Source organism: Micromonospora sp. NPDC049230 (assembly GCF_040647875.1).
GTDB lineage: Bacteria > Actinomycetota > Actinomycetes > Mycobacteriales > Micromonosporaceae > Micromonospora.
Genome location: NZ_JBEZCZ010000003.1, coordinates 57,310 through 73,789, shown reverse-complemented (window position 1 = coordinate 73,789; position 16,480 = coordinate 57,310). Strand labels below are relative to the sequence as shown.

Genomic DNA, 16,480 nt, shown 5'->3' with positions numbered 1-16,480 from the left:
TACCGAGCTGACCAAGCCCGGCCATGTGATCGCTAACACCGGCCGCCCGACCGTCGCGGTGACGAGGTGCCGAAACCGCGGGGTAGGACGCGCGCGCGGCCGGGCCAGCCACGACATCGACCATCTTGGCTATAGACTGTGAGCGATAACATGCTGTTAGTCAAGGCGTAACACAACCGCCTCGCGGGCCTGCTGGCACACACGCGAACGGGTGGCCCACCCCCGCCCGCAGGCAGGGATGGACCACCCGTTTCCCGTACTCTCCGACCGCGCGGGTCAGAAGCCGCGGGCCAGCCGGTAGTAGGCCTGGTTCCACCGCAGCTCGTCGGCGAAGCGGCGGGGCTGGGTGTCGGCGTCGATGACGACCAGCTCGGTGCGGCTCATCTCCGCCAGGTCGTGCAGCTCCTCCACGCCCACCGCCTGCGACAGCACAGTGTGGTGCGGGGCGCCCGCGGTGATCCACGCCTCGGCCGAGACCGGCAGGTCGGGGCGCGGACGCCAGACGGCACGGGCGACCGGCAACCGGCGCAGCGGCTGCGGCGGGGCCACCACGTCGATCTCGTTGGCCACCAGCCGGAAGCGCTCCCCCATGTCGGACAACCCGAGCACGACGGCCGGACCGGGTGCGGCGTCGAACACCAGCCGGACCGGGTCCTCCCGGCCACCGATGCTCAACGGGTGGATCTCCACGTTGGGCACGTCGGAGGCGATGGTCGGGCAGACCTCCAGCATGTGGGCGCCGAGCACCAGCTCGTTGCCCGGCGTGAGGTCGTAGGTGTAGTCCTCCATGAACGACGTGCCGCCGCTCACGCCCACCGACATCGCCTTGAGGGTGCGGACCAGGACCGAGGTCTTCCAGTCGCCCTCACCGCCGAAGCCGTAACCGTCGGCCATCAGCCGCTGCACGGCGATGCCCGGCAGCTGACGCAGCCCCCCGAGGTCCTCGAAGTTCGTCGTGAAGGCCCGGAACCCTCCCGCGTCCAGGAAGGCGCGCATGCCCAACTCCACGCGCGCGGCGTACCGCAGCGAGTCGTGCTGCTCACCACCGGGCAGCAGCGCGCCGACGATGCGGTAGGTGTCCTCGTACTCCTTGACCAGGTCGTCCACCTGCGCGTCGGTGACCTCACCGACCACCTCGACCAGGTCGTTCACGCCGTAGGTGTTGACCGAGACCCCGAACCGCAGCTCGGCCTCGACCTTGTCGCCCTCGGTCACCGCGACGTCGCGCATGTTGTCACCGAAGCGGGCCAGGCGCAGCGACCGCATCGCCGACCAGCCCAGCGCGGCGCGGGCCCACGCCCCGATCCGATTGGCCACCCGCGGGTCGCTGACGTGCCCGGCCACCGTCTTACGGGCCACACCGAGACGCGTCTGGATGTACCCGAACTCCCGGTCGCCGTGGGCGGCCTGGTTCAGGTTCATGAAGTCCATGTCGATGTCGTTCCACGGCAGCAGAACGTTGGCCTGGGTGTGCAGGTGCAGCAGCGGCGTCTGCAACGCGTCCAGACCGGAGATCCACATCTTGGCCGGCGAGAACGTGTGCATCCAGGCGATGACCCCGACGGCACCCTGGGCGGCGGCGTCCCGGCAGACCTGCAGGATCTCACCGCTGTTGGTCAGGACGGGCTTCCAGACCACGCGGGCGGGAATCTGCGTCGAGTCGTCGAGCGCGGCCGCGATCTGGCGAGACTGCTCGGCCACCTGGCGGAGCGTCTCCTCGCCGTACATGCCTTGGCTGCCGGTGAGGAACCAGATCTCGGGTTCGGTTTGTGGTGCCATGGAGTTGCCTTCCGCGAGAGGGGCGGTCACTTGTAACGGATTCCGATGAGGCGCTGGAGGAGGATGAACGCGAACAGCAGGCCGCCGATCACGATCTTGGTCCACCAGGAGTTGAGGCTCCCATCGAAGGTGATGAGGGTCTGGATCACGCCCAGGACCAGTACGCCCAGCACCGTTCCGAAGACGTAACCCGCGCCCCCGGTGAGCACGGTGCCGCCGATGACGACGGCGGCGATGACGTCCAGCTCCATGCCGACGGCGATCAGTGGCGCACCGGAGAGGGTGTAGAAGGACAGCAGGATCCCGCCGATCGCGGAGCACAGACCACTGATCGTGTAGACGGCGATCCGGGTCCGCCCCACCGGCAGGCCCATCAGCAGGGCCGACTGGGGGTTGCCGCCGATGGCGTACACGTTGCGCCCCAACCGGGTGTAGGCCAGCGTGTACGCGGCGACGGCGACCACGACGAAGGCGATCAGCACGCTGATCGACACGAAGTTGCCCTGCGGGTTACCGATCCGCTCCTGCGACATCGAGGTCCAGAAACCGTCGGTGATCGGGATCGACGAACCGGAGATGAACGTGCACATGCCCCGGGCGAAGAACATCCCGGCGAGCGTGACGATGAACGGCTGGATCTCGAAGAAGTGGATGGCGCAACCCATCAGCAGACCGAGCGTCGGGCCGATGAGCAGGGCGATGACGAGCACCAGTGCCGCCGGCATGCCGTCCTGTAGCAGCGAAGCCGACACCATCGCCGTCATGGCGACGACCGACCCGACCGACAGGTCGATGCCACCGGTGAGGATCACGAAGGTCATGCCCACCGCGACGACGAGCAGGAAGCCGTTGTCGATGAAGACGTTGAAGATGACCTGCACGTTGGAGAACGCCGTGTACTGCGACACCCCGATGCCGTACATGACCAGCAGCAGGGCGAGCGTCGCCAGGACCGGTATCTGCTTCCTCGGCAGCCGGAACCGGTTACGACCGGCGGTAAGCGTTCCAGTGGTCATGCCGGCACCTGCTCCTTCGGCTTGTCGGCGACGGGGGCGGACGGCGGAACACTGCGCCTGCGGCGGGCGAACCGGGCCCGGAAGGCCGGTGCCTGGATGAGGCAGACGGCGATGACGACTACCGCTTTGAACAGCAGCGACGTCTGCGGCGAGATGTCCATGGCGTACACCGTGGTGGTCAGGGTCTGGATGATCAGTGCCCCGATGATCGTGCCGCTGAGGAAGAACCGGCCGCCGGCGAGGGACGTTCCGCCGATGACGACCGCGAGGATCGCGTCCAACTCCACCCAGAGACCGGCGGCGTTGCCGTCGGCGCTGGAGACGTTTGCCGTCATCATGAAGCCGGCGACGGCGGCGCACGCGGCGCTGATCACGTACACGAGGAAGATGACCCGGCCGGACCGGATGCCGGACAACCGGCTGGCCACGGCGTTGCCACCGACCGACTCGATGATCATGCCGAGTGCGGTGCGCCTGGTGAACGCGGCGACGAGCAGGGCCGCGGCGAGTGCGATGAAGATGGCCAGCGGCAGGGTCAGCGCGTGGCCCAGGCCGATCGCCCGGTACGGCTCGGAGTTGATGGTGATGATCTGACCCTCGGTGATCAGCTGGGCGAGACCCCGGCCGGCCACCATCAGGATCAGGGTGGCGATGATCGGTTGGATGCCGATCACGGCCACCAGCACCCCGTTCCAGGCGCCGAGCACGAGCGCGACCCCGAACGCCATCGCGAGGGCCGTCAGCACCACGCCGAGGTTGTTCTGGTCGGGCTGCTTGCTGATGTACATGCAGGCGATCGCGCCGCTGATCGCGCAGAGCGACCCGACCGACAGGTCGATGCCGCCGGTCGAGATCACCAGGGTCATGCCCAGCGCGACGAGGATCAACGGTGCGCTCAGCCGCAGGATGTCGATCGGCGTGCCGTACAGGTGCCCGTCCTTGAGCTCGATGGACAGGAACCCGGGCCGATAGATCGTGTTCGCGGCGAGCATGGCGACCAGCACGGCGGCGGGCCAGAACAGCCGGTGACCGGTGATCGTCCGGTAGCGGCTCACGGTGTCGCTCATCGGTCTGCCTCCTCGCGGTGGGATCCACTCGCGATGGTCTGCATGATGCGGTCGGCGTTGAGGCTGTCGTCGTTGGGGAGCTGCGCGACCATCTGGCGGTCCCGCATGACTGCCACCTTGTGGCTGAGGCGCAGCACCTCCTCCAACTCGGCGGAGATGAACAGCACCGCCATGCCACCGTCGGACAGCTGCGTCACCAGCTTCTGGATCTCGGTCTTCGCGCCGATGTCGATGCCCCGGGTCGGCTCGTCGAGGATCAACAGCCGTGGCTCGGTGATCAGCCACCGGGCCAGGAGCACCTTCTGCTGGTTGCCACCGGAGAGGTTGCGGACCGGCACCTCCGGGTCCGCGGGCCGGATGTTGAGTGCCTTGATGTACTTGTCGACAAGCTCGTCCTGACGACGACGCGGGATGGGCCGCAGCCAGCCGCGAGCCGCCTGCATGGCGAGGATGATGTTCTCGCGGACCGACAGGTCGGCGACGATCCCCTCCGCGCGGCGGTTCTCCGAGCAGAAGCCGACGCCGTGGTCGATGGCCTGTGCGGGGGTCCGCAGGCTGCTCGACGTGCCGTCGACAGTGACCTGACCGCCGTCGGTCCGGTCCGCACCGAACAACAACCGCGCGACCTCGGTACGCCCCGAGCCCAGCAGGCCGGCCAGGCCCACCACCTCGCCGGCGTGGATGGTGAGGCTGAACGGCTGGACCGCCCCCGCCCGGCCGAAGTCCGACACCGCCACCAGCGGGGTGCCCTCCTCCAGCTTGGCCAGATCGCGGCGGGAGTGTTCCTCGATGCCCTCGAGGACGTCGAGTTCCTTGCCGATCATCTTCTCCACGAGGGAGAGCTGGGGCAGTTCGGGGGTCAGGTACTCGCCGACGAGCCCACCGTTGCGCAGCACGGTGATGCGGTCCGCGATCTCGTAGACCTGGTCGAGGAAGTGGGTCACGAACAGGATCGCGATGCCCTCGTCGCGCAGTTGCCGCATGATGCGGAACAACTGCGCCACCTCGCCGGCGTCGAGGCTGGACGTCGGCTCGTCCAGGATCAGCACCCGGGCCTTGATGTCGATGGCGCGGGCGATGGCGACCATCTGCTGGATCGCCAGCGAGTACGAGCCGAGCGGCGCGCTGACGTCGAGATCGAGGTCGAGGCGGGTGAGCAGGGCGCGGGCGCGGCGGCGAACCTCACCCCAGCGGACGGCGCCGAGGAGCCGGGGCTCACGGCCGATGAAGATGTTCTCCGCCACCGAGAGGTTGGTGCAGAGGTTGACCTCCTGGAACACGGTGCTGACCCCGGCGGCGTTCGCCTGCATCGGCCCGGTGAAGGACACCGGCTCCCCGTCCAGGGTGATCGTGCCCTCGTCGGTGTCGTAGACACCGGTCAGCACCTTGATGAGGGTCGACTTGCCGGCGCCGTTCTCGCCCATCAGGGCGTGCACCTCGCCGGGAAGGAGCTGGAAGTTGACGTTGTGGAGTGCGCGCACCCCGGGGAAGGACTTGCTGATCCCGGTCATCGTCAGGACCGGACGGCTATCCGTCATCCCATCAGACCTCTTCTGGGGGTTGTCGACGCGGAAGGGCCGCTGCGCTCCCACCACGCCCGCCCGGCCGTCCCTGGGGGAGGCTCGGGCGGGCGTGGCGCGGGTCATCGCGGGTCATGCCCGGTCCGTTCGGATTTATGGGGGCGACGAGGCGGGGCCGCCACGCGAGCGCGGCGGCCCCCCGGCGTCGATCAGTACTTGCGGGTGGGCAGAGCCTCCTTGGCCTGCTCCTGGGTGAAGGTCGTCTCCTGGGTCTCGATCCGAGCCGGCACTTCCTCGCCCGCCTTGACCTTCTTGGCCAGGTCCATCAGCTGCGGGCCGAGCAGCGGGCTGCACTCCGCGATGAAGTTGAACTTCCCGTCGGCGAGGGCCTGCATACCATCCTTGACGGCGTCGACAGTGATGATGGTGATGTCCTTGCCCGGCACCTTGCCGGCGGCGGTGATCGCCTCGAGCGCGCCCAGGCCCATGTCGTCGTTGTGCGCGAACAGCACGTCGATCTTCTTGTTGGCCTTGAGGAACTGCTCCATGACCTGCTTGCCACCGGCCCGGGTGAAGTCACCCGACTGGCTGGCGATGACCTTCAGGTTCGGGTTGGCGGCGATCGCCTCACCGAAGCCCTTCTTGCGGTCGTTCGCCGGCGCGGCGCCCGTGCTGCCCTGCAACTCGACGATGTTCACCGGACCGCTGGCGGTCTTCTTCTGCTCGACCAGCCACTCACCCGCGAGCCTGCCCTCCTTGACGAAGTCCGAGCCGAGGAAGGTCTTGTAGAGCGACTTGTCGGCCGAGTCGACCGAGCGGTCGGTCAGGATGACCGGGATCTTGGCGTCCTTGGCCTCCTTGAGCACGGTGTCCCACCCGGACTCGACGACCGGCGAGAAGGCGATAACGTCGACCTTCTGCTGGATGTAGTTGCGGATCGCCTTGATCTGGTTTTCCTGCTTCTGCTGCGCGTCGTCGAACTTCAGCTCGATCCCGGCGGCCGTGGCCGCCTCCTTGATCGAGACGGTGTTCGCGGTACGCCAGCCACTCTCCGCGCCGACCTGCGAGAAGCCCATCGTGATCTTGCCGTCGTCCTTGGTGCCGCCGCCGCCGCTGCCGGTGTCGCTGTTGCCGCAGGCCGCCATGCTGCCGACGAGCAGCACACTGGCGAGGACCGTGGCAGCGCGCCACGGAGCGGAGTGCATTCGCATCTTTCGCATCGAATCTCCTTGGCTCGGTGTGGTGGGGAACCGCGCCAACCGCCGATGTGCAAGGAGCGGCGTACGCGGGTGTTGCGTGCTGCTACTTCGGGGTGGTGCAGACCGGCGGGTCGGGTTTGGCCGCAGAGGGTCAGGAACCCGCCGGTGGGACTGGTTGTTGACCGTGGACGTTCTGGTAACGGTCACGAAGGGCGTCGATGTCCGCCGGCGCGATCGGCGGCTGCCCGAGTACGCGGGCCAGGTGCGCCGTGCGAGCCACCGGGCGGTGCCGGGTGCGCTCGGCGGGCAGGCGGGCGACCGTCTCGCGCAGCTCGCTGGTGACGGTCATGCCACCACTTCCAGCGCGGGCTCGGGTGTGGCCGCGGCGCTCTCGACCGCCGCGTTGCGGATCGCCCGCAGACGGAGCATGACGTCGTTGCCGCCGCGACCGAAGTGGTCGTGCAGCGTCCGGTACTCCGCGTAGAGGGCGTCGTAGGCGCGCGCCCGCTCGGGGTCCGGGCGGTAGACGGCCTCGTGCACCCGGCCCATCGCCTGCGAGGCCTCGTGGATCGAGGGGAACTCACCGGCGGCGACGGCGGCGTGGATCGCCGACCCGAGCGCCGGCCCCTGCGCCGAGGCGATGATGTTCAGCGGGCGCCGTGTCACGTCGGCGTAGATCTGCATCAGCAGGGCGTTGTTGGTGAGGCCACCGGCGATCACCAGGTCGTTGACGGCGACGCCGGCCTCGACGAACGCCTCGATGATCATCCGCGTGCCGAAGGCGGTGGACTCCAGCAGCGCCCGGTAGATGTCCTGCGGCCGGGTGGCCAGGGTCATGCCGACGATCATCCCGCTGAGGTCGTGGTTGACCAGCAGGGAACGGTTGCCGTTCCACCAGTCCAGGGCGATCAGGCCGTGCGCGCCGACGGGCTGGCTCGCGGCCAGCTCGGTGAGGCGCTCGTGTGAGTCGATGCCGGCCGGGGCGGCGTGCTTGACGAACCAGCCGAAGATGTCGCCGACGCCGCTCTGCCCGGCCTCGTAACCCCACGCGCCGGGGCTGATGCCGCCGTCCACGACCCCGCACATGCCGGCCACCTCGGCGACCTCCGCGCCGTTGACGACGTGGCAGGTCGAGGTGCCCATGATGGCGACGAGCCGACCAGGCTCAACGGCCTGCGCGGACGCGGCGGTGACGTGGGCGTCGACGTTGCCGACGGCCACCGCGATGCCCTCGGGCAGGCCGGTCCACTCGGCGGCCTGCGCGGTGAGCGCGCCGGCCCGGGCACCGAGCGGCAGCAACGGACCGTCCAGCTTGGCCACGAAGTCGCCGAAGTCGGGGTTGAGCGCGGTCAGGAAATCCTCGGACGGATAGTGGCCGTCCTGAAGGATGCCCTTGTATCCGGCGGTGCACACGTTGCGGGTCTCGGTGCCGCAGAGCTGCCAGACGATCCAGTCGGCCGCCTCGACGAAGCGCTCGGCCCGGTCGTAGACCTCCGGATCCTCCTCCAGGATCTGCAGGCCCTTGGCGAACTGCCACTCGGCGGAGATCTTGCCGCCGTACCGGCCGATCCACGGCTCCGCCCGCTCGTGGGCCAGCGCGTTGATCCGGTCGGCGTGCGGCTGCGCGGCGTGGTGCTTCCACAGCTTGACCCAGGCGTGCGGTCGGTCGCGCAGCTCGGGCGTCTCACACAGTGGGGTGCCGTCGGCAAGCGTCGGGAGCACGGTGCAGGCGGTGAAGTCGATGCCGATGCCGACCACCCTGGTGGGGTCCACCCCCGCGGCGGACACCGCCGCAGGGACGGCGTGCCGCAGCACGTCGCGGTAGTCGTCCGGGTTCTGGAGAGCCCAGTCCGGGGGCAGCGCTCGGCCTCCCGGAAGCGTCGTGCTGATGACGCCGTCGCCGTACTCGTGCACCGCGGTCCCCAACTCGGCACCATCACCGACACGGACCACCAGCGCTCGCCCGGACAGGGTGCCGAAGTCGACACCGACGACGTAGCGGTCGTCAGCTCCATCCACACGGTTCATGTTCACCTCCACCGTTAACGGGGATAGTGTTAACGCTCACATCCAGCCTCGTCAAGACATCTAGGCGCAACAGCTCCGTAACGGAACGCGGAAGCCGGGCCGACTCGGGCGCGTCAATGGCGGACCGACACAAAGCACGTGAATCCGGTGTCGGTCACTGATCGGGCACTCGGGACGAGGGCTGCCGCACGGACCGGCCGCCGACCGAACGTCCCGCGACAGGCCGGGCGACGGGTGCCGCACCTCCCCCTCGACGGGACGCCCGCCTGCCGGCGGCCAGCCGCCCGGACGGGATGATGTTGGCGATAACATCACCGCGCCGCCGCGCTCGCGTGGTCAGACCTCTGGCACGGCCGCCGGTCGCCGCGATGGCTCATGAGCGAGCGCGCCCCGGGGTTGCCGGCTCACCGCACGACCCCGCGAGGGGCCTGTGTTATCGATAACATTCGACGTCTGGGTGATGTCTGGACCGGCCCGCGAGCCCCGCGGCTGAACGGACGGCGCGGCCGGATGATCCACTCGCGTTTCTTGGAACCGGGGGGTCCGCGGGGCGAGGACAGGCCGACTTCATGAGAGCCGAGTCGATCAAGCCGCCGCCAGCCCGGCACCACCGCCAGCCCGGCCACCACCGCCAGCCCGGCCACCACCGCCCAGCCGGCACCGCGCGACAGGGACAGCCGGCGGCTCGGCCTCCGTGGGCCGAGCCGCCGGCTGTCCGTCGCGATGGCGGGACGTCGAGCGGGGTGTCGGGGTCAGGTGGCCCGACTGCGGTTGTACAGGGCCTTGGCCCAGAAGAAGCAGAGCACGCTGATGACGACGCACCAGACGACGGCGATGACTGCGTTGGCGCCGATCCCGGTGCCGAGCAGCAGGCCGCGGAGGGTCTCCATGACGGGCGTGAAGGGCTGGTAGTCGGCGAACCACCGCACCGGCGTCGGCATGGAGTCGGTGGGGACGAACCCGCTGCCGAGGAACGGCAGGAGGATCAGCGGCATGGGCAGGTTGCTGGCCGTCTCGACACTGTCGCTGACCAGTCCGAGGGCGACGGACAGCCAGGTCAGCGCAAACGTGATCATGGCGAGGACGCCGATCGCGGCGAGCCACTCGACCGGGTTGGCCGTCGGCCGGAACCCGACCAGCAGCGCCGCGACGGTGACGGCCGCGAGGCTGAGCAGGGTCTGGACCAGGCTGCCCAGCACGTGGCCGGTGAGCACCGACGGTCGGAAGATCGCCATCGTCCGGAACCGGGCGATGATCCCCTCGGTCATGTCCATCGCGACCGAGATGGCGGTGCCCTGCGCCGCGCTGACCACAGTGATGAGCAGGATTCCGGGGGTGACGTAGTTGGCGTACTGGGATCGGTCGCCGGACGGGCCGAGGCCGGCGCCGAGCGTGCCACCGAAGACGTAGACGAAGAGCAGCAGGATGATGATCGGGATGCCGATGAGCAGGAACGTCATCGACGGGTACCGCCGCATGTGCAGGAGGTTGCGCCGCAGCATGGTGCTCGAGTCGCGGACGGCGAGGGAGACGGTGCTCATCGCGCGGTAGCCCTTTCCTGGTCGGGTCGGCCGGCGCGGGAGTCGGGCTGGCCGGTGAGGGTGAGGAAGACGTCGTCGAGATCGGGGGTGTGCACGGAGAGCCCGGCCACGCTGATCGAGGCCTCGTCGAGTTGGTCGAGCAGTGAGCGCAGCGACCCGACTCCGCCGTCGCTCGGCACCTGGAGGGTGAGTGCCGCGTCGTCGCGGGTGCCGGCCGCGAACGTCCGGGCCGCCGAGTCGAGCCCGTCCTGGTCGGCGAACTGCAACACCACGTGGCCGCCCGGGATGAGCCGCTTGAGTTCGCGCGGGGTGCCCTCGGCGATCAGCCGGCCGTGGTCGAGGAACGCGACGCGGTCGGCGAGCTGGTCGGCCTCCTCCAGGTACTGGGTGGTGAGCAGGATGGTGACGCCCTCGGCGACGAGAGCACGGATGATGTGCCACATGGCCCGGCGGCTGCGCGGGTCGAGGCCGGTGGTCGGCTCGTCGAGGAAGATCACGCGAGGTGCGCCGACCAGGGTCATCGCGAGGTCGAGGCGCCGCCGCATCCCACCCGAGTACGTCGACACCGGCTTGCCCGCCGCCTCGGTCAGGTCGAACTGGTCGAGCAGCTCGGCGATCCGTCGCCGACCGGCGTCCCGGTCCAGGTGACACAGGTCGGCCATCAGGTTGAGGTTCTCCCGGCCGGTGAGCAGGTTGTCGACAGCCGAGAACTGGCCGGTGACGCCGATCAGTTCGCGTACCGCGTCGGGCTCGCGGGTCAGGTCGTGGCCGAAGACGCGGGCGTTGCCGCCGTCGGCGTTGATCAGGGTGGAGAGGATCTGCACAGTGGTGGTCTTGCCGGCGCCGTTGGGGCCGAGCAGCGCGAAGATCGTTCCCTCGGTGATCATGAGGTCGATGCCGTCCAGCACGACCTTGTCGCCGTAGGACTTCCGCAGGTCGGTGGCGACGATCGCGGGCTTCGTGGAGCTGGTCATGGTCTCCTCTTTTGCGGTTGCGGTGGGGATGGCTCAGGCGCGGCGGATCATGATGTCGCCGTAGGCGGTGTTCGCCCGGACCTCGACGGTCTCGTCGGTCTGCGCCGGGCCGTCGGTCGTCTCCAGGGCGTTGTGCACCCGGCCGTGCTTGGAACTGACGTCGAGCCAGGCCGCGGTGCCGCGACGGATGCCGACCTCGATGGCCCCGTACGAGGTGTCCAGCTCGATCGATCCCCGGACGACCTCACCCAGCCGGACGTTGCCGTAGGCGGTGCGTGCCGTCACCGAGGCCATCGGCGCGTCGAGGGTGATGTCGCCGTACGCGGTGTTGACCCGGACGTCGCCGCCGCTGCGGCCGATCCAGCAGTCACCGGAGGAGTTCTTGATCTCTGCGGGGCCGTCGACCGCGCCGATGCGCACCTTGCCGGACGAGACCTTCACCCGGGCCGAGCCCGCGACCCGCTCCACCGCGACCTCGCCGTGGCTGCTGTCGATGTCCAGCGGCCCGGTCTCGTCGAGCCGGATCCCACTCCCGGTCTTGATGTGACACGCACCGAGCCGACCCTCGCAGCGGAACGCCGCCCAGGACGACTGCGCGTGCACTCGCGACCCGGCCGGCAGCTCGATCAGGACGTCGACCGACGGCCCGGGGCCGAAGCCGTAGCGACGCCAACTCTTCGACACCCTGATCAGTAGTTGTCCCGCGGCGTACTCGACTGTGGTCTGCTCCGCGGCGCTCACGTCGGCCCTGCTCGACGGGTCGCGGGGCCGCACCGTCACCACGGTGTCGGTGCGGTCGGTCGCGCTGATCCAGACATCCCCGACGGGCAGCTCGATCTGGACGGCGATGGGCTCTGGCGTGTCGAAAACAGGCATGGTGGTCTCCCGGAAGGTGGTCGGCGAATGTCGCCGCTGGTCAGCGGCGCGAAAACAAGAGGGGGTAGGAGAGTTAGCGCGCCCAGCCGGTGACGTGCTGGCCGGAGCGCGGCTCCGCCCGCCGGGATGGACGACGTTCCGTGTCACCGGCACCGACGGCGGCGGCGACGGCTCGGACCAGCCAGGCGTTGACCGAGAGCCCGGCACGCCCGGCGGCCTCCTCGACGCTGGCCTTGAGGTGGTCGGGGAGCCGAAGGTTGATCCGCGAGGTGCCGCCGTCCTCGCCGTCGGGCGCGGGTGCGGGTGCGGACAGCGTCGGTGGGCCGCCGGGCGCACCCACCTCGTCGACCGGTGGGCTGGCCGGTGTCACCACGAAGTCCGGCTCGCGCCCCCGCAACCGGACGTGCACCGAACCGGGGGCGAGGTCGCGGGTGATCTCGTCGGCGGCGTCGGAGAGTGCCTCGAGCAACGTGAGCCGGGTCGCCGCCTCCAGCTGGGCGAAGAGCCGTTCGGCAAGCACTCGGGCCTCGGGGTCGACGCCCTCCGCCGCCACGGCGAACTCGTCTCGCAGGCTCTCAACGTATGACCTCAGCTCCATGGCACCATCATGGCACCACTTTGGCTCAGAGTGCAACAGCCATGGCTCAGGACGATGCCAGACGGTCGGTCCCGTTGCCGGACGCTGACGTTTCCAGGCCACCGAAAGCACCTCGGACCAGGTGATTCGCCTCCCCCTGGGTCAACCCGGTGGCCACCAGAAGATCGCTGACTGTTGTCCGGACCTGTGCCACCACCACGGCACCGGAGAAGCCGACCCCCTCCCGATAGGCACGACCGGCGGCCCGAACCGCCCGCAGCGCCTGCTCGCGCGCCCGGTTCGGCTCAGCGCCGGCGGCGAACTGCCGCTTGAGCAACCGGACGGCCTCGGCGAGATCGGCCACCGCCTCCGGCAGCGCCTCCGGGACCGGTTCGCCGTCCTCGATCAGCGTCACCGATCGCCGGATCAGGGTTCCGCTGTTGCGCATCGCCCGGTCGATCGGCTCTGCCGCCTGCGCGTACCGGCCCACGGGCCCGTGCCGCTCGCGCCAGTGCACTGGCGACAGGGTGCTGGCCTCCCGCGCGCCCTGGGTCGCCTCGACGAACGCCTGTAACTGACCCTTGTTCTGCCGCAGCGCGCTGCGGGCGGCACGGGCACGACCGGCGTCCCGCGCGGCCAGCGCGTCGGCGGTCGCGCCGAGTTGGGCGCCGAGGAGATCCAACACCGGCCGCGCGGCCCGGTTCAGCACCCGCAGCGGGTTCAGCGGCAACAGCACGGCGGTGACCAGCAGCGCCAGACCTCCCCCGACAAGCGCGTCCACGAACCGAGGGATCTCCAGGTCACGAACGGAGGGACTGAGCGTGGTGATCAGCACCGCCGTCGCCCCGGCCTGGGTCACCACCGCCGCACTGCCCGCGAGGAACAACGCGACAACGATGGCGAGCACGACGATCAGGACGAGTTGCCACCAGCCGGTGCCGATCACCAGGAGCAGCAGATCGCCGATCAGCACGCCGACGGTGACACCGATGATCAGCTCGACGGTTCGGCGGAGCCGTTGGCCGACGGACGCGGCGAGAGTCGAGACCGCGGAGATCGGCGCGAAGACCGGCTGCGACACCTGCAACAGCTCGTGCGCCACGAACCACGCCAGCGCGGCGGCCAGGCCAGCCTGCACCGCCAGCCCGCCGATCGCCCGTACCCGACGGAACCGCTCACGCAGCGTGGCCATCGTGCGGTCCCACAGCCGGACCACGAGCGGAGCGTGCCGGTCCGCTCCGTGCCGACCGGCAGCGACCATGGCGGCACCTACCCCGCCCGGGCCCGATCAATCCCCACGGACGTGCCGGCTGTGGACCGGGCCGGCCACGGAGACCCGGCCGAGCCGGCGTGTCCGGCGACCGACGGCTCCGGCGACGTCGCGACCAGCCGGCGACCGCGCCGAGCTGGGCCGCGACGACCGCGACGAGTGTGGGGCCGCCGTGGGCCGCGACGACCATTCCGAGGCACGTCGGACGCCTCGCCGTGGAACCGCGACGATCATTCCGGCGTACGCCGGGCCTGTCGCGATTGAGGCCGTCCGCTTCGGGTAGACCGCGCTCTGCCGCCGTCCGGGTGGCGCCCTCGGGCCACGGTGCTGGCGGGGCTGGCCTCGGGTGGATCGGGTCATGGGGCAGCCGAGCCGCCGCGGGGGGAACGCCGGATGGATCAGCGCGGTTGAGCGGGCCGGACATCCGCGGCGACGTCGTGGAGCTGCGGGTGCACGGAGTCTCCGGCGCGAACGCCGAAGAGGTGCTGGACCTACGGCAGACCGCGCAGGTGGCGGGCGACCGCAGCGGCGGCTTCTACCGGCCGCGCCCCCGGTATTCGGACAGCGCCGGCGCCCACGGGGTGACGCTGGAGGCGTACCGCTGGGGTGACCTGCCCTCCGGGACGGTGGCCCGCGCCCTGGGGCTGGTCTTCCTCCTGCCGTTCATGCTCGTGAACGTGGCGATCTGGATGCGCCCCGCGAACTCCGGTTCCGAGGCGGTGGTCAGGTCGCTGTGCCGGCTGCTGGCGCTCACGCTCACCGCGCTCTACGTGCTCGCCATCGCGGGCGTCGCCCTGGACCTCGTCGGCTGGAAGTGTCTGAACTCGTCGAACTGCCTCGCCGGGCGCAGCTGGCTGTCCTGGTTGAGCGGGCGGCCGGTCGGGCTCCGACTGGCGGTGCTCGCTCTCGTCCCGGCCACCGCGATCGGCCTGATCTGGCGGATCAGCAACCGCCCGGGGCGGACGTTCGAGGCGTTCCACGCACCCGAGCAGGTCTCCGGGCACCGGCTCGGCGAGGTCGGTCAGTGGGACGCCGAGCCGCTGGTCGGCCGACTGCGCTCGATCCACGTCGCCGCCGCGTTCGCGACGTTGGACCTCACCCTGCTCCAGGCCCGAATCGCCACCGGTGCCACCGCCACCGGCGTCGCGCTGACGGTGGCCACCGCTGTGGTCCTGGCCGCCTGCGTGGGATCACTCTGCACTCCCCCGTTGATCGACCGGGCCGCCTCCGATCGGCGACTCGACGGCATCACCAAAGCGGTGCGGACCGCCGCCATCGCCCTGACCGTCCTCGTGCTGGCCCACGTGCTGGACAGCCCGCGACAATGGGACGAAAGCCACCAGCTGCCCGGCTACGACACGACCCTGGCCTGGCTGTTCGTCGCGCAGACGACATTGCTGACCGCCCTGGGCGTGGTGCTGCTGCGACGCCGCAACCGGCGCCGAGGGGCCCGGCCGCTGTTCGGGCTGGGCGCGCTCGCGATAGCGGCGGCCGGGATCAGCGTGGCGGTGGCGTACTCCGCGGGGTTGGTCTACCGGGCGGCGGACTTCCTCGACCGCGACGTGCCGACCGGTGCGGGCATCGCCGCCGGCCCACCCCGCGCGTACACCTGGGTGATCTTCGGCTTCCTGCGGGCGGTGCTGGTCACGCTGACCGTCGCCGGCCTGGTCATCGTGCTCTCCCGCCGTCGCCGGCGGCGCGCCGCCGCGGCGATCGTCGCGCACGACTACCCGAACCCGCCGGCCCAGGTCGGACCCCGACTCCGGCAGGTCCGAGACGCGATAGCCCGGGCCCGGTTCACCGAGAAACTGGTGTCGCTGGCGGTGCTCTTCGGCTGCCTCGCCGGGCTCGCCACGGCCAACACCACAATCGGCCTGCTGGGAGAGTTCCCGAGCGACCTCGTCGAGAGAAACATCGGGTTGCCGGCGGAGGCGGTCACCTTCAGCATCGCGTTCGGGAGTTGGCTGATCGCCGCGATCATCATCGGCCTGGTCATCGGCAGCGTCTTCGCCTACCGGACCATCCCGTTCCGGCGGCACGTCGGCGTCCTCTGGGACCTCGGCACCTTCTGGCCCCGAGCCGCCCACCCCTTCGCGCCGCCCTGTTACGCCGAACGCGCCGTACCCGAGCTGACCCGCCGCGTCACGTACCTCGTCGAGAGCGGCCACCCGGTGCTGCTCACCGGGCACAGCCACGGCTCGGTCCTGCTCGCCGCGACGGTGCTCCAGTTGCCGCCGGAGGTCGGCCGCCACGTCGCCCTGCTCACCCACGGGTCGCCGCTGCGTCGCCTCTACGCGCGGCTCTTCCCCGCCTACATCGACGATGCGGCACTGCACGACATCGGCCGCCGGGTCGGTTGGCGCTGGGTGAACCTGTGGCGGGACACCGACCCCATCGGCGGCTGGGTCTTCTCCGCCCACCGGTCACCCCCGGCGGCGACGGACAGCGACCCGGCAGACGCCGTGGACCGCCGGCAACGCGATCCCCGCGACGTGGTGACGCCGGCCAGCGACAGCGTTCCCCCACCCATCCACGGCCACTGGCCGGACGAGACGGACGAGGCGTTCACCGAGGCGGTACGGGAGTTGGTGCAGCGCCTCGGCGGGCGGGCGAATCCACCCGGGTAGCCGGCC

Annotated in this window: 12 protein-coding genes and 1 pseudogene; 1 reads left to right on the top strand and 12 read right to left on the bottom strand. The window is 70.2% G+C overall.

Going from position 1 to position 16,480, the window contains the following annotated elements; all coding sequences use genetic code 11:
• Positions 1-276 precede the first annotated feature (276 nt).
• The 12 genes and pseudogenes from araA to AB0A95_RS03415 form a co-directional block, all read right to left on the bottom strand.
• The gene (araA, locus tag AB0A95_RS03470; RefSeq protein WP_357553972.1) at positions 277-1,779 is read right to left on the bottom strand and encodes an L-arabinose isomerase; all 1,503 of its coding nucleotides are present in this window, start codon (positions 1,777-1,779) and stop codon (positions 277-279) included.
• 26 nt (positions 1,780-1,805) lie between these two features.
• Positions 1,806-2,795: a galactofuranose ABC transporter, permease protein YjfF gene (gene yjfF, locus AB0A95_RS03465; protein ID WP_357553971.1), complete on the bottom strand. Its 990-nt coding sequence runs from the start codon at positions 2,793-2,795 to the stop codon at positions 1,806-1,808.
• Entirely contained in the window at positions 2,792-3,862 is a 1,071-nt protein-coding gene (locus AB0A95_RS03460; protein ID WP_357553970.1) for an ABC transporter permease, read from the bottom strand. Before AB0A95_RS03460 ends, yjfF begins: the two co-directional genes overlap by 4 nt.
• On the bottom strand, positions 3,859-5,400 hold the full coding sequence (locus AB0A95_RS03455; protein WP_357553969.1) for a sugar ABC transporter ATP-binding protein: 1,542 nt from the start codon (positions 5,398-5,400) through the stop codon (positions 3,859-3,861). Before AB0A95_RS03455 ends, AB0A95_RS03460 begins: the two co-directional genes overlap by 4 nt.
• Positions 5,401-5,591: 191 nt before the next feature.
• Positions 5,592-6,602, bottom strand: a complete 1,011-nt coding sequence (locus tag AB0A95_RS03450) for an ABC transporter substrate-binding protein (protein ID WP_357553968.1) — start codon at positions 6,600-6,602, stop codon at positions 5,592-5,594.
• Between the two features lie 130 nt (positions 6,603-6,732).
• A pseudogene (locus tag AB0A95_RS03445) lies at positions 6,733-6,861 on the bottom strand (L-ribulose-5-phosphate 4-epimerase); the annotation flags it as partial.
• 65 nt (positions 6,862-6,926) lie between these two features.
• Entirely contained in the window at positions 6,927-8,609 is a 1,683-nt protein-coding gene (araB, locus tag AB0A95_RS03440) for a ribulokinase (RefSeq protein WP_357553967.1), read from the bottom strand.
• 752 nt (positions 8,610-9,361) lie between these two features.
• Positions 9,362-10,150, bottom strand: a complete 789-nt coding sequence (locus tag AB0A95_RS03435; RefSeq protein WP_357553966.1) for an ABC transporter permease — start codon at positions 10,148-10,150, stop codon at positions 9,362-9,364.
• Complete coding sequence (locus AB0A95_RS03430; RefSeq protein ID WP_357553965.1) at positions 10,147-11,124, bottom strand: ATP-binding cassette domain-containing protein; 978 nt, start codon at positions 11,122-11,124, stop codon at positions 10,147-10,149. The genes AB0A95_RS03435 and AB0A95_RS03430 overlap by 4 nt, the downstream gene beginning before the upstream one ends.
• Positions 11,125-11,157: 33 nt before the next feature.
• Entirely contained in the window at positions 11,158-12,000 is an 843-nt protein-coding gene (locus tag AB0A95_RS03425) for a DUF4097 family beta strand repeat-containing protein (RefSeq protein ID WP_357553964.1), read from the bottom strand.
• 73 nt (positions 12,001-12,073) lie between these two features.
• Positions 12,074-12,598, bottom strand: a complete 525-nt coding sequence (locus AB0A95_RS03420) for a hypothetical protein (RefSeq protein WP_357553963.1) — start codon at positions 12,596-12,598, stop codon at positions 12,074-12,076.
• Positions 12,599-12,644: 46 nt separating this feature from the next.
• Complete coding sequence (locus AB0A95_RS03415; RefSeq protein WP_357554158.1) at positions 12,645-13,769, bottom strand: FUSC family protein; 1,125 nt, start codon at positions 13,767-13,769, stop codon at positions 12,645-12,647.
• Between the two features lie 485 nt (positions 13,770-14,254).
• Between AB0A95_RS03415 and AB0A95_RS03410 the strand changes: the two genes are divergently transcribed.
• On the top strand, positions 14,255-16,474 hold the full coding sequence (locus AB0A95_RS03410) for a hypothetical protein (RefSeq protein ID WP_357553962.1): 2,220 nt from the start codon (positions 14,255-14,257) through the stop codon (positions 16,472-16,474).
• Positions 16,475-16,480: the final 6 nt, after the last annotated feature.

What these genes read in the sequence shown, in the direction of transcription:
- AB0A95_RS03450 (WP_357553968.1), bottom strand. Translation starts at nt 6,602, where the DNA reads ATGCGAAAGATGCGAATGCACTCCGCTCCGTGGCGCGCTGCCACGGTC.
- AB0A95_RS03430 (WP_357553965.1), bottom strand. Translation starts at nt 11,124, where the DNA reads ATGACCAGCTCCACGAAGCCCGCGATCGTCGCCACCGACCTGCGGAAG.
- yjfF (WP_357553971.1), bottom strand. Translation starts at nt 2,795, where the DNA reads ATGACCACTGGAACGCTTACCGCCGGTCGTAACCGGTTCCGGCTGCCG.
- AB0A95_RS03420 (WP_357553963.1), bottom strand. Translation starts at nt 12,598, where the DNA reads ATGGAGCTGAGGTCATACGTTGAGAGCCTGCGAGACGAGTTCGCCGTG.
- AB0A95_RS03435 (WP_357553966.1), bottom strand. Translation starts at nt 10,150, where the DNA reads ATGAGCACCGTCTCCCTCGCCGTCCGCGACTCGAGCACCATGCTGCGG.
- AB0A95_RS03455 (WP_357553969.1), bottom strand. Translation starts at nt 5,400, where the DNA reads ATGACGGATAGCCGTCCGGTCCTGACGATGACCGGGATCAGCAAGTCC.
- AB0A95_RS03460 (WP_357553970.1), bottom strand. Translation starts at nt 3,862, where the DNA reads ATGAGCGACACCGTGAGCCGCTACCGGACGATCACCGGTCACCGGCTG.
- AB0A95_RS03425 (WP_357553964.1), bottom strand. Translation starts at nt 12,000, where the DNA reads ATGCCTGTTTTCGACACGCCAGAGCCCATCGCCGTCCAGATCGAGCTG.
- araA (WP_357553972.1), bottom strand. Translation starts at nt 1,779, where the DNA reads ATGGCACCACAAACCGAACCCGAGATCTGGTTCCTCACCGGCAGCCAA.
- AB0A95_RS03415 (WP_357554158.1), bottom strand. Translation starts at nt 13,769, where the DNA reads ATGGCCACGCTGCGTGAGCGGTTCCGTCGGGTACGGGCGATCGGCGGG.
- araB (WP_357553967.1), bottom strand. Translation starts at nt 8,609, where the DNA reads ATGAACCGTGTGGATGGAGCTGACGACCGCTACGTCGTCGGTGTCGAC.